The following is an 11,234-nucleotide window of genomic DNA, read 5'->3' on the forward strand; positions in this document are numbered from 1 at the left end:
CATATGGCGGTTTCAGTTTAGTTGCGGCATTCTTTGAAAAGATCAATATAAGGGAGGTCTTGGAGGCAGTCATCCCTGTCAAAGAGATTTCACCAAACAGCATCGGCATTTATGGCAAGGTATTGGCATATACCCTTATGCTATATGCTGGCGGCAGCAGGTTTTCACACCTGCTCTATCTTGGATGTCATGAAATATTGTCAACACTCTTTGCCGTCCAGAGACTACCCTTAGCCTCTACCACATTGACGAGGCTTTTTGGAAAGATAAATAAGTTAAAAGATGTGGAATCAATGTCTGATGGACTATGGAGTTATTTATCTAAACTTATACCATGGTCTAATATAATAGAAGACTGGCTGACATTTGATTCATCAGTGCTTGAGAGATATGGAAAACAGGAAGGGGTCCAGAAGGGATATAATCCCAATAAAAAAGGTCGGGGCAGCCACAACCCTCTCTTTGCCTTTCTGAACAAGAGCAAATATGTAGTAAACCTATGGAATCGTCCCGGCAATGCGGCATCGTGCAACAACATCCTTGGTTTTTTTGAATCCACATGGCATAGACTCAACGGCCTGATAAAGATAAATGGGATTATAGCAGACAGCGGTTTCTATTTGTTAGAGTTCATACAGATGATAGAGGTAAAGGGTCTCAAATATATAATAGCCGCCAGACTTTACGGGCCGTTACAGAGGAAGATATATTCCATTATCAATACCAACTGGGAAGAAATAGCAGACGGCATATGGGTTTCAGGGTTTATGTTCAAGCATAACGAATGGGATAAAGAACGGAGATACATAGCTGTGCGTCAGGATATAAAAAAGAGGAACCATGCTATGGGTAAGACCCTCCCTCTATTTAAGAATGATTTTGACATGAACGAATATCGTTACAGTGTATGGGTAACCAACTTAGAAGATAAACCATATGAGGTTTGGAATAAGTGCAGGCCGAGGGCAAATGATGAGAATACGCTGAAGGAGTTAAAAGAGGATTTTGCCCTTGGCGGTTTCTCAATGAAGAAGTTTTACTCTACAGAGGCATCAATGCTAATACGAGTATTCATCTATAACCTGTTTGTCTTATTCAGATACGAGATATTTGAACAGAAAGAGAAAATAGAACGATTAAAGACCATGAGGTATAAATACTTTGTGCTTCCTGCACAATTAGGAAGCGATGGCAGAAAGATGATATTAAGGATTTCCGTCATAAAACAGAAGGTGAGGTCTAAACTCCTATACCTATACAACCGCATAAATCAATATGTTCCTGCTTCCAATAACATTTGCAATGCATTTGGATGAACGAAAACGATCAAAGAATAAATAATAGGAGGGACATCAAAAATGCCGTAGATATTAGCTTTGTTAATAATGATTCGTGAATTGCCTTGATAGGCGTGGTTCTATAGGTATGTCTTTTTGAAATGCATTTTTTGGGTTAAATACTTCATTATCTTCATATTTATTAAATTTTTCAGGGAAGGCATTTTCTGGCATTAAGTAATTAAGCCTGTATCTGTATTGTTCAGGCAGTTCTTTGTTGAGTTTAATGCGGCTGAATATTGATACCATTGGGGTTGCCTTAAAGTCCTGATAGGTTTCTGCCTTTTCGCCTCTTTCAGATGATGAATAGTTATCTGCCCTGCTAACAAGGTAACTTAATGCCTTAGATTCTTCAGGGGCATTTTGGCAAAGCAAATTCTCTTTAAAATGGCTAGGATTTTCATGATGCCTCTGAACAAGTGTTTTGAATAAGTCAAAATCTACAAATTTAGAAAAGAACCCCTTAAATGCACTGACAAAATCAGATGAGACCTGAGGATGCTGCCCCTTCGTATCAAGCGAACCAAAACTACCTCTTTGCAGCATCTTCCCCACATCATGCAGCAACGCCCCCAGCACCACACTCTGGTATTCCTTTTTATCAAACCCGCTCATCTACTCCCTCCTTTAGAACGCCCCCTGCCTTTTCTCCCCCACCTTGACGGTCGCCCATCAGTCGTTTAATACAGCAATATTCATAATGGTTATTTTCAATTAACCTGTTTATTGCAAATTTATACCATTTATTTTCCCCTCTGTCATTAAAGTTTTTGTAATATTTTATCCCGCTCGGCAGGAGTAAAATCCTCGCCATAAAAACGTAAAAATATTTCTCGCCTTATCTCTTCCTTTTTGGCATGCGGGTTTCTCATTTTTACCGATGCGGACACCTGTTCCAGAGCAAAATCAAACATGGAAAAGCCCATCTGCAATCTTTCTTGTCCGCTTTTTTTCTTAAGCATTTCATGAAACCTGGATTCCATTTCTTGATTAGTATCATTCATTTATCCGCCTCCTTAAAAATATCTTCCAGTCCTAATTTCTTTACCCAACTTTTGATATAATTCATATCCAGTTCATCAACCGTTTTGATTAGATTTTTTACATCCTTGATTTGTATCTCTGAAAAACTATCCTTTGCCCAAAATAATTTTGAAATAATCAGGTCCTCCGGTGAAACAATATTAATGCTGCTCCCGCCAAAAATAATCTTTCTCTTTCGTCCAAACTCTATCCGGCTATATTCTTGATTTTTCCTGATAATAAAATCAACTTTAACAATAGCCTCATAGTGAATAACATTAAACATTCCCTGAGATTTCAGAGAATTTTTTATCGCCTCTTTATCTATATAAAAATCACCGGAAAATAACGAAAAAATCTTTTCCGTATCTTTCTCGGAAATCTCGATAACTATATCAATGTCTCTGGTCATACGAGGGGCAGCATAAAAATTAGCGGCTACTGAACCGCTTACCATATACGGTATACCGGCGGATTCTAATCTGCCCGTTACAATTTTAAGAACTTCTAACTCATCAATCATATTTATTTATACTCCCCGCCCTCTAAAATCAATAACTACCTTTTATTTCATATTTCCCCAGCCCAAAACTAGTCCCTTTTCCGACATGGAGTATTTCGCCAACTTTGATAAACGGCATGAATTCAGACATCTCTCCTTCAAAAACAACCTTCCCGACAAAGCCGCCCATCTTCATCCTGACATCCTGTCTTGCCGAATACCTCTCCCAGTCATGCCACTCTGTGTCTCTGTCTTTTACCTTAACTGCCTGCGCCCTTTCAATCAATCCCTTGAAATCAAGGTCAAGACGCTCTCCGTAATGGAAGTATGAGATGGTTGATATGCGGCGGAGGAGGCTCCTTATAAGGTGATGAAATTCCAAATCCACAACAAGGTCTCCGTTCACAATGATGCGGGTGGGGGTTAAGAAGTTTAGAGTTATGAATTTAGAGTTATGAGTTGAGGGGTTTGGAAATAAAGAGGTTGGAGAGGAATCATCTGAAGGAAAAAACTTAATTTGTCTGTCAGCGGAATTGTAAATCTGCTTTCCCCCACAAGTTACTTCCTTTAATTCATATTTCCCCCTTCCTTTTCCAATCCCGATTCTACCAAGTTCTTCAAAGGTGTAGATAAAATATGGAAGATAATCCACGGCTTTGCCGATAAGGATGAAATTGAATGTAATGATTTCGTCAGGCTGATAATTTGTCTTTGTTTCAAGTGGAGGCTCTATTACAAAAGGGTGCGGGGCTTTTTCGTATTTGCGGAGGATTTCCGAGTTTTCTGGCGGCGGGGTTTCAAAGACATAAGAATAGATACATTTTGATTTAAGAAGGCAGTTGCCGCAATCAGTGTTCCTGACGGTGCAGACGACCTTTTTGAAGGCGTGGCCGAATCCGCCGCGGAAGGTAGAGCCTTTGTAAATAGGGAGGATAATTGGCTCTATTGCCTTTAAGGTTAAATTAAATTTAACCACCGAAAACCTCCACATTATTTATACTAAAAAATATTTACATCTCTCTTTCTTCATCCCGTATTCCTCATGCCTGCTGCTATGCAGTTTATGCCTGCCATAAGGGTTTTTATAACCCTTTGCCTCTCTTCGCCCTTTATCCTCTTATCCCTTACCTTTTTAATCAAATCCACCAGAATATAATCAACAGGGTCTATGCTCGGCTTTCTTAAATTTATAGACCGCTGCAAGAATTTATCATTATCAAGTATATTCTTCTGCCCTGTAATCATTAAAATCATTTTAACGGTTAAATCAAATTCTTTTTTGATTTTTTTATAAACCCCATTCCTTACATTTTCATCTTTTACAAGAGAGGCGTAAAGTCTTGCAATATCCATATCTGTCTTTGCAAGAACCATTTGGATATTATCAACAAGATTGCTGAAGAACAGCCAATCTCTATACATCTCTTTTAAAAGTCTTTCCCCTCTTGACCCTTGACCCTTGACCCATATTTCAATTGCCGACCCAAATGGATACCATCCTGGTATAATGTGCCTGCTTAAGTTCCACGCAAAAATCCATGGGATAGCCCTCAAATCCTCTACTTTTTTAATGTCAGGCAACCCCCGATTGAAGCTATCGGGGGCTGACCTATAACTGGGTCTTGAACCAATCTTTAGATACTCAAGTTCATCTATAGGTGTTGCCTGATAAAAGTATGCAAGAAAATCCTCATCTTCAATCAATTCTCTATATAGTTTATAAGAAATTTGAGAAATCTCCCCAAATGCCTCTTCAAATATTTTTTCCTTCTCTGACTGTTCACTGTTCACTGCTAACTGTTCACTGTATAATGCTGCCTCCATTACACCTGCAATAAGCAGATTCAGATTATATGCAGCAGTTCCAAGGTTTGCATATTTTGATGATATAACCTCACCTTGCTCTGTTATCTTTATATTTCCATTAACCGTGCCTTTTGGCTGGGCAAGTATTGCCTTGTGCGTTGGACCCCCTCCCCTGCCCACTGTCCCGCCCCTGCCGTGGAACAGTCTTATCTTAACATTATTTTCTTCTCCAACCTCAACAATCCTTTTCTGTGCATTATACAACTCCCAATTAGATGTAAGGATACCGCCGTCCTTGCAGCTGTCAGAATATCCCAGCATAACTTCCTGTATATTTTCCCGCTGTGCAAGATACCTTTTATATACTTCATTTTGAAACAGGGTCTTTAGTATGTCGGATGAACCTCTAAGTGAACTTCATTATCTATGCCGCATAAACCAACCTCTTTGGCAAGAAGCATGACAGTCAACACATCACTTGCATTATTTGCCATGCTGATTACATACGAACCAAAGGCATCCCATGTAATCTCTTCCTGTGCCTCTTTAATAACCTTAAGTGTATTAAGAACCTCCCGCGTCTCATCTGTCCTATGACTGTAATCTGGCACAAGAGGTCTTATATTTAGAAGTTCCTTGGATAAGATTTTTACCTTTTCATTTTCAGGTAGGGCAAGATACCCTGTTTGGACGACACATGATTTTTCAAGGAGTTCTGCAACAGCCATCCTGTGAACTTCGCTGTGCTGTCTTATATCCAGTTTTGCAAGAAAGAAACCAAAGGTCTGTATCTGCCATGTCAGAGGTTCAATATCAAGTCTTGCAATCCTTTCGCCCTTATTTTCATTAAGGCTTGTCTTTATTATGTTTAAGTCATCTATAAATTCTTGAGATGTTCTGTAACTCAAACCTTCAGGTTTGATGCCTTCAAGGCTAAAGCCTTGAGTTACAGTTTCTTCTACCCTTGACGATTGACCCTTGACCCTTGACCCTGTTTTTAATGTATTTTCCAGTTTCTTTTTTATAAGAGAAAGTTTCTGCCTATATGGTTCGTGCGGATTTCTACTAATGACTGTCTGCCCATCAAGACCCATCTTTATTGCATCTTCTCTTATAGAGGTCAAAAGTTCCTTGCTTACAGGGACAAGGTATCTTGATATGCTCATCTTAGAGATAAGACCAGTTACAGTTTCAATGTATTTTGATAAGATGAGTTCCTTATGTCTCTTAAATGTCCATCTCGTCTTTTCAGAGGTTACAAATGGATTCCCATCCCTATCCCCGCCAATCCAACTCCCAAAATACAGGATAGATGGGATTTCAAAATCATGAGCAGGATAATATTTCTTTAACCAGATTTTCAACTCCTCATATAATCGGGGCAGCATCTCAAAAAATGTTCTATTAAAATAAAAGATGCCGTTTTCCACCTCTTCCTCTATACTTGGTTTCTCAAGCCTTATATCACCTGTCTGCCATAGTTTCAGAGTCTCACCAAAAATACCCGCCCCCAGTAACTCCTTTTCAATAGGTGACCATATTGGATTTTCTTTTTTAAATATGGCAAGATAAATACCCCTGTGTTTTTCAAGAACAGTCCGTCTTTTTATCTCTGTTGGATGGGCAGTAATAACAGGGACTATAGACAATCCATTTAACATTTCATTTATGTCCTCTGGAGAAACCCCTTGTTTTTTGAATGAAGATATACAATCTTCAATTGAACCTGCTACAGACAGACCGCTTCTTTGAATCTGCCGTCTGTCCTGCATACCAAAGTTTTCTTCAGCAATATTTATTAACTGGAAATTTAGAGCATATGCCTGAATAACATTGCTGGACGCATCTATATCAAGGTTGTTTATTATATTTCTGAGTCGGGTTCTGACATGATGTTTCAGACTGGCATTTGTAAGTAACTGGATGGTTTTAAGGAATGGACTGCCGCACTGTTCAAGAAGCACTTCATACAGTATACTTTGGAGATATTCTATATCCCTTATGAGTTGTTTGTCGTTATAGGTCATAGGATATGGGGTATGGGACGAAAAGCAAAAAACGAAAAGCGAAAAACTAATGTACCTTTGTTTTTCACTTTTCACTTTTCGCTTTACACTTTTCGTTTTTTGGTTATCTTATATACGCCTCTGATACATACCTTCTCATCATCCTATGGGTATTGAAATAATATGCATTCTTGCCTATGGCATTCTGCATCATCCTTACCCATGTATGTTTGTCGTTATAGAACATAGGGATAATAACCTTTTCCAATTTTGTATAGAGGTCATCAGCATCTCTTGTATCAATGTTTTCTGACAGCGAGTTTTCAGAGGGCAAGGGACCTATTGCCCAGCCTGTAAAACCTTCTATGTGTCCTTCTATCCACCAGCCGTCCAAAACGCTGAAATTCATGACCCCGTTATGTGCAGCCTTCATGCCGCTTGTTCCTGATGCCTCTCTGGGCCGCAGCGGTGTATTTAGCCAGACATCAACACCTGAAACAAGTTTTAGTGCAATATCCATATTATAATTTTTCAGATAAACTATATCTATAATGCCTTTGAGTTCCCTTATATGATTATGTATCTTCTGTATGAGTTCCTTGCCTTGTGTATCTTTTGGATGTGATTTGCCTGCATATATAATCTGGAGTCTGCCTTTTTTTGCTGTCTTCTTAAGCCTCTCTATATCAGAAAATAAAAGGTCTGCCCTCTTGTATGCAGTTGCCCTTCGTGCAAAGCCAATTGTCAGAACATCAGGGTCTGTCATTACACCTGTTTTTTCCTTTACGAAATCCAGAAGTATCTTCTTTGCCTCCATATGTGCATTCCACAACTCCTCATCAGGTATTCTGCCAATCCTCACAAATAATTCAGGCTCATTTGCCCAGCCGGGTATATACTTATCATAAAGCCTTGCCATACTTTCACATGTCCATGTATATGAATGCACACCGTTTGTTATGGCATGTATTTCATAACCAGGAAAAAGATTCTTTGAGACCTCGCCGTGTTTTTTTGCAACCCCATTAACATATTTGCTTAAATTAAGTGCAAGGAGTGTCATATTCAGGTTATCCCTGCCTGCAAGTTCCCTTAATACATTAAATGGGATTATCTCACCCATTACCTCCTTAACCATGTCATATGAGAACTTATCATGCCCTGCATCAACAGGTGTATGGGTTGTAAAGACACATAAATCCTTAACCATCTCTATATCCCAGATAAATCTTTCATCCCATACACTCTCAATATCCCTTTTGTGTTCCAGAAGGAGTTCCATGGTAAGAAATGAGGCATGTCCTTCATTCATGTGATATTTTTTTATATGAAAGCCCAGGGCATTAAGCATCCTGATACCGCCAATACCAAGTATAATCTCCTGTTTTAATCTGTATCTATTATCGCCGCCATACAGACAATCAGTTATCCTTCTGTCTTCAGGTGCATTGTCAGGCACATCAGTATCAAGAAAAAATACAGGCACCTTGCCGCCTGTAAGACTATCAACAAGATAAAGCCATGCCTGTATATAAACATCCCTGCCTTCTATCCCAACCTTTACCTTTTCAGACAAGAGTGTCATAAATCTGGAAGGCTCCCATGAAACATGGGACTCTGTCTGCCATCCGTTTTCATCTATATCCTGATTGAAATAACCTTTTCTGGAGATAAGTGTTACTGCAACCATAGGGAGTTTCAGATCAGCAGCACTCCTTATTGTATCACCGGCAAGAACACCAAGACCGCCGCTGTATGTAGGCATATTATTAAGCATACCCACTTCCATTGAGAAGTAGGCTATCTTTGGTTCTTTTAAAAATTCGTGAAATTGCACCATATTACTTTACCCCCCCTTTCTGACTGCAACTGCAATCTTACTAAAAAGAGATTAAGGGGTCAAGGTATTAACAAACCTGGCATACATCACAACTTTGTTTTCACATCTGTTTTACAGCACATACTCCGACAACAGGCGAAAAAATGCTGACTTTCTTTATTGACAAATGCATATGAATAAGCCATACTAATGCATATGGTAATGCATACTTGATGGCGGGGGGAAATTTATGAGGACAACACTAAACATAGAAGACGCGTTGCTTAACAAGGCAAAAAAAATGACAGGTATTCAGGAAAAAACCTCGCTTGTCAGGCTTGGGCTTGAATCATTGATAGCAAGGGAAAGCGCCAAAAGGCTTGCCAGTCTGGGGGGAACTGAAAAGGAATTGAAGATGATACCCCGCAGAAGAACTGCGGACAGATAAAATGGTTCTTGTTGACACTTCAGTGTGGGTTGAACATTTCCGCAGTGGGAATATCGGACTTAAGGCGCTGCTAAATGATGACCTTGTTATCTGTCATCAGTTTATTATCGGCGAACTCGCTTGTGGAAATATCAAAAACAGGTCTGAAATACTCTCCCTCTTACAGGCGATTCCTATGGCAATCCGTGCAGGGCATGAAGAAGTGATGCGGTTTATAGAAAATTATAAACTTATGGGAAAGGGATTAGGATACATTGATATGCATCTGCTTGCCTCATCTATTTTGTCCAAGGCTTCCTTATGGACATTAGACAAGAGGCTGCACGAGGTCTCGGTAAAATTAGGATTAGCATATCGTTGAACTAAAGGGGACAGGAACTAAAGAACTAAAGGGGACGCCTATTAATTTAGGACGGTTCTATTTATGTCGTTGTGTATAGTTACAAGTTCAGCGCTGGTTCCGTTTCAATCAAAATAAGGTGAAACCCTCACGAGCCTTGGCTCACAAAGGTACCTGAAAATACAGCACATACTCCGGATACTTTACAATATGGTAAACTTGTTGTAGCATTATGTCATGCCAAGAACCCTTGACATATATATACTTAAGGAACTTGCCATCCCTTTCATCTTAAGCAGCGGAATCTTATCAATAACACTGCTCTTAAGCAAATCGCTCAAACTAATAGAACTTATTGTGAACCATGGGGTCAGCATAATAGTAGTCTTAAAATTCTTATTCTTTCTCATGCCGCCGTTTTTAATCTATATAATACCAATTTCGTTTCTGCTTTCTGTTCTCATTACATTTAACAGATTTTCAGGAGACAATGAGATAACTGCAATAAAGGCATCTGGGGTAGGATTATATCGCTTGTCTGCCCCTGTGGCTGTAATGGCAATCATCACTTCTTTGTTATCAGCATACATAACCCTGTTTGCATTTCCATGGGCAAACCTTTCAGGAAAGAAACTGCTTTATGATGTAGCAAGAACAAAGGCTGCAACAGGTATAAAGGAAAAGACATTTAATGACATATTTGACAGGATTCTGATTTATGTAAACCATATCAGCCAGTCCAATGGAGATTTAAACGGGATTATGGTTTCAGAAGAGAGGCAGGATGAAACCTCCAATGTGATAATAGCAAACAGGGGAGTTCTTATGACAAACCCTCAATCTATGTCAGTAACCCTTCGTATGATGGATGGAACTGTGCATAAAACCATTAAGAAGACAAATAAATATACACTTTTAATGTTTAATACATACGATATAAACTTAAGGGTAAAGACATCTGATAATCCATCGGTATCCAGAACAAACAGGGAATTAACAATAGGAGAATTGCTGCAAAAGATTGACAAGACCAAGGCATCAGGGGAAAATGCATCACCTTATATTATAGATATGCACAAAAGGTTTGCCCTCCCATCTGCTATCTTTATATTCGGGCTTATGGGCATCCCTCTGGCAATCCAGCATGTCCGAACAAGCAGATACAGGGGTTTTATAATAGCACTTGCGGTCATGCTTATATATTACACCCTGTCAACTCTATTGGAATCTCTTGGTGAGGAGGGAAGGATAAACCCATTTTTTTCTTTTTGTGGTTCAAATATCATAATGGGTATAATAGGCATATATATCTTTTACAAGGCACATAAAGAGTCCAGAGTAAAATGGCTGGATAATTTTCAAGGGTTTCTTGCATCTGTTATTTACAGGGCAAAGGAGTTTCTGCAAAGGAAGGCAGGTTAATACCAAAAAACTTATGAAAATACTCGTTAGACATATACTAAAAGAATTTCTAAAGATATTTCTTCTGTGCATAGTAACATTGGTGTCCATATACCTCATTATAGACCTGTTTGAAAAAATAGATGACCTGATGGAAAACAAGGCAACCTTGTCAGAAGGGGTAAGATTCTTTTTATACAAGGTGCCATTTATATTGTATCAGACCATGCCTGTTGCCGTGCTTCTTGCAACACTTTTATCACTCGGGATACTTTCTGAAAATGTGGAGATTACTGCTATGAAGGCAGGAGGCATAAGCATAATAAAGATTATATACCCAGTAATTGCAGCATCAATAGTAATAGGCATCCTATCGTTTATTATAAATGAATTTATCTCACCCCCTGCGAAAAGACAGGCAGAGGTTATAAAAAAGATTAGAATAGAAAAAAAAGGAGATACACCTTCTTTTAAGCAAAACAGACTATGGTATGGCAGCAAAGAGAGGATATACAGCATTAGATATATTGACTCACAAAAAGGGACACTCCA

At 39.0% G+C, this 11,234-nt stretch carries 12 protein-coding genes; 5 read left to right on the top strand and 7 right to left on the bottom strand.

What is annotated here, in order from left to right:
• On the top strand, positions 1–1,316 hold a 1,316-nt coding region (locus HZC45_00765), incomplete at its 5' end, for an IS1380 family transposase (protein ID MBI5681702.1).
• A gap of 63 nt (positions 1,317–1,379) precedes the next feature.
• Here HZC45_00765 and HZC45_00770 read toward each other — a convergent pair.
• From HZC45_00770 to glgP, 7 genes are all read right to left on the bottom strand, one after another.
• Positions 1,380–1,952 (bottom strand): HD domain-containing protein, encoded by a 573-nt coding sequence (locus HZC45_00770; protein ID MBI5681703.1) that lies wholly within the window; start codon positions 1,950–1,952, stop codon positions 1,380–1,382.
• Positions 1,953–2,098: 146 nt separating this feature from the next.
• The gene (locus HZC45_00775; GenBank protein ID MBI5681704.1) at positions 2,099–2,341 is read right to left on the bottom strand and encodes a hypothetical protein; all 243 of its coding nucleotides are present in this window, start codon (positions 2,339–2,341) and stop codon (positions 2,099–2,101) included.
• Entirely contained in the window at positions 2,338–2,883 is a 546-nt protein-coding gene (locus tag HZC45_00780) for a nucleotidyltransferase (protein MBI5681705.1), read from the bottom strand. The genes HZC45_00775 and HZC45_00780 overlap by 4 nt, the downstream gene beginning before the upstream one ends.
• A gap of 28 nt (positions 2,884–2,911) precedes the next feature.
• Positions 2,912–3,853 (bottom strand): CRISPR system precrRNA processing endoribonuclease RAMP protein Cas6, encoded by a 942-nt coding sequence (gene cas6, locus HZC45_00785; protein ID MBI5681706.1) that lies wholly within the window; start codon positions 3,851–3,853, stop codon positions 2,912–2,914.
• A gap of 35 nt (positions 3,854–3,888) precedes the next feature.
• Entirely contained in the window at positions 3,889–5,061 is a 1,173-nt protein-coding gene (locus HZC45_00790) for a phosphoenolpyruvate carboxylase (protein ID MBI5681707.1), read from the bottom strand.
• Complete coding sequence (locus tag HZC45_00795) at positions 5,055–6,695, bottom strand: phosphoenolpyruvate carboxylase (protein MBI5681708.1); 1,641 nt, start codon at positions 6,693–6,695, stop codon at positions 5,055–5,057. The genes HZC45_00790 and HZC45_00795 overlap by 7 nt, the downstream gene beginning before the upstream one ends.
• 103 nt (positions 6,696–6,798) lie before the next feature.
• Positions 6,799–8,463, bottom strand: coding sequence for an alpha-glucan family phosphorylase (glgP, locus tag HZC45_00800; protein MBI5681709.1), 1,665 nt, complete (start codon positions 8,461–8,463; stop codon positions 6,799–6,801).
• Between the two features lie 280 nt (positions 8,464–8,743).
• Between glgP and HZC45_00805 the strand changes: the two genes are divergently transcribed.
• The 4 genes from HZC45_00805 to HZC45_00820 all read left to right on the top strand — a co-directional run.
• The gene (locus HZC45_00805; GenBank protein MBI5681710.1) at positions 8,744–8,941 is read left to right on the top strand and encodes a type II toxin-antitoxin system VapB family antitoxin; all 198 of its coding nucleotides are present in this window, start codon (positions 8,744–8,746) and stop codon (positions 8,939–8,941) included.
• Position 8,942: 1 nt separating this feature from the next.
• On the top strand, positions 8,943–9,302 hold the full coding sequence (locus HZC45_00810; GenBank protein MBI5681711.1) for a PIN domain-containing protein: 360 nt from the start codon (positions 8,943–8,945) through the stop codon (positions 9,300–9,302).
• A gap of 216 nt (positions 9,303–9,518) precedes the next feature.
• The gene (gene lptF, locus HZC45_00815; protein ID MBI5681712.1) at positions 9,519–10,703 is read left to right on the top strand and encodes an LPS export ABC transporter permease LptF; all 1,185 of its coding nucleotides are present in this window, start codon (positions 9,519–9,521) and stop codon (positions 10,701–10,703) included.
• 13 nt (positions 10,704–10,716) lie between these two features.
• On the top strand, positions 10,717–11,234 hold a 518-nt coding region (locus HZC45_00820), incomplete at its 3' end, for an LptF/LptG family permease (protein ID MBI5681713.1).

Source organism: Deltaproteobacteria bacterium, assembly GCA_016223005.1.
GTDB lineage: Bacteria > Desulfobacterota > GWC2-55-46 > UBA9637 > GWC2-42-11 > JACRPW01.

Coding starts and splice junctions, on each gene's coding strand:
- HZC45_00770 (MBI5681703.1), bottom strand. CDS start 1,952: ATGAGCGGGTTTGATAAAAAGGAATACCAGAGTGTGGTGCTGGGGGCG.
- HZC45_00775 (MBI5681704.1), bottom strand. CDS start 2,341: ATGAATGATACTAATCAAGAAATGGAATCCAGGTTTCATGAAATGCTT.
- HZC45_00780 (MBI5681705.1), bottom strand. CDS start 2,883: ATGATTGATGAGTTAGAAGTTCTTAAAATTGTAACGGGCAGATTAGAA.
- cas6 (MBI5681706.1), bottom strand. CDS start 3,853: ATGTGGAGGTTTTCGGTGGTTAAATTTAATTTAACCTTAAAGGCAATA.
- HZC45_00795 (MBI5681708.1), bottom strand. CDS start 6,695: ATGACCTATAACGACAAACAACTCATAAGGGATATAGAATATCTCCAA.
- glgP (MBI5681709.1), bottom strand. CDS start 8,463: ATGGAAGTGGGTATGCTTAATAATATGCCTACATACAGCGGCGGTCTT.
- HZC45_00805 (MBI5681710.1), top strand. CDS start 8,744: ATGAGGACAACACTAAACATAGAAGACGCGTTGCTTAACAAGGCAAAA.
- HZC45_00810 (MBI5681711.1), top strand. CDS start 8,943: ATGGTTCTTGTTGACACTTCAGTGTGGGTTGAACATTTCCGCAGTGGG.
- lptF (MBI5681712.1), top strand. CDS start 9,519: ATGCCAAGAACCCTTGACATATATATACTTAAGGAACTTGCCATCCCT.